Below are 1,329 nucleotides of genomic sequence, written 5' to 3' on the forward strand. Positions count from 1 at the left end.
CCTTTATCGGGCCCTTTATCGGGCGCCCCGGAGAATCGGTGGCGACCGTTGTCTCGTATTTATGGCGCCCAGCCTCTGGAGGGCAGGCGTCGCTTGGCTTGGCGGCCCGGCTGAGGCCGGTTCCTTGATCGCAGCCGGTGAGCGTAGGCGCCGGCTGCAACAGCCCTCTTCACTCACGCTCAGAAGCGATCAAAGCCTGGGTGAAACGCTGTTCCAAGTGCAGATTACGTCAGCTGCGTGACAAGGTCAATCAGCAAACGCTCACGGCCATGAGCGTTTCGTGAGCGGAGGTGCCGCGGCCGATGCATTCGCTCATCCTTTTGATTTCCTGCGCCGGCGCTGACCGTGGCGCGCTGTTTCGGCCCACACTGCGCTCCGCTAATCCCGCGAATGGCGGGCTCCGGGTCGCAGGCTGCGCTCACGGAGATGAATGACGGACTGAATACAGGCAAGCTGATGACTGCAAATTCCCAAACTCCCGCCAAATTCTCAGATACGGCTCCCATCGTCTCCAAGTGGGACGATGCCGTGGCAGCCAAGTTGAGCGAACCCGAACTGCTGCTCTACCGCTCCAATCTGTTGGGCTCCGATTTGCGCGTGACGAATTTCGGCGGCGGCAATACCTCGGCCAAGGTTCTGATGCGCGACCACCTGACCGGCGCGGATGTCGAGGTACTGTGGGTCAAGGGCTCGGGCGGCGATTTGGGGTCCATCAAGCTGGATGGTTTCTCCACGCTCTATATGGACAAGCTGCAGGCGCTTAAGCAACGTTATCGCGGCCTGGAACATGAAGACGAGATGGTGGATTACCTGCCGCACTGCACCTTCAATCTGAATCCGCGAGCGGYGAGTATCGATACGCCTTTGCACGCCTATATCCCGAAGGCGCATGTCGACCACATGCACCCTGACGCCATCATCGCCATCGCCGCCTGTGCCGATAGCCGCCGCCTGACCGAAGTGATCTTCGGCGGCCAGCTGGGCTGGCTGCCCTGGCAGCGCCCCGGCTACGACCTGGGCCTCAAACTCGAAGCCCTGGCCACGTCGCAGCCGAACCTGAAGGGCATCATCCTGGAAGGCCACGGCCTGTTCACCTGGGGCGACACGGCCAAGAGCTGCTACGAGATCACGCTGGAGATGATCCGCCTGGCCGAGCAGTGGCTGGCCGAGAACATCAAGCAGCCGGTGTTCGGCGGCGTCAAGACCATCACCCTGCCCGCCGAAGAGCGCGCAGCCCTCGCCGCCAAGCTGATGCCCGCGCTGCGCGGCCGCATCAGCGCCAGCGAACGCAAGCTGGGCGACTTCAACGACAGCGCCGCGGTGCAGGAG

1 protein-coding gene is annotated in these 1,329 nt (G+C 62.8%); it reads left to right on the forward strand.

The genetic code is table 11. The features are described from left to right. Positions 1–456: 456 nt before the first annotated feature. A partial coding sequence (locus ACXJKR_RS32665; RefSeq protein ID WP_457326400.1) for a class II aldolase/adducin family protein occupies positions 457–1,329 on the forward strand: 873 nt, incomplete at its 3' end.

This window comes from Roseateles sp. P5_E11 (genome assembly GCF_054049355.1).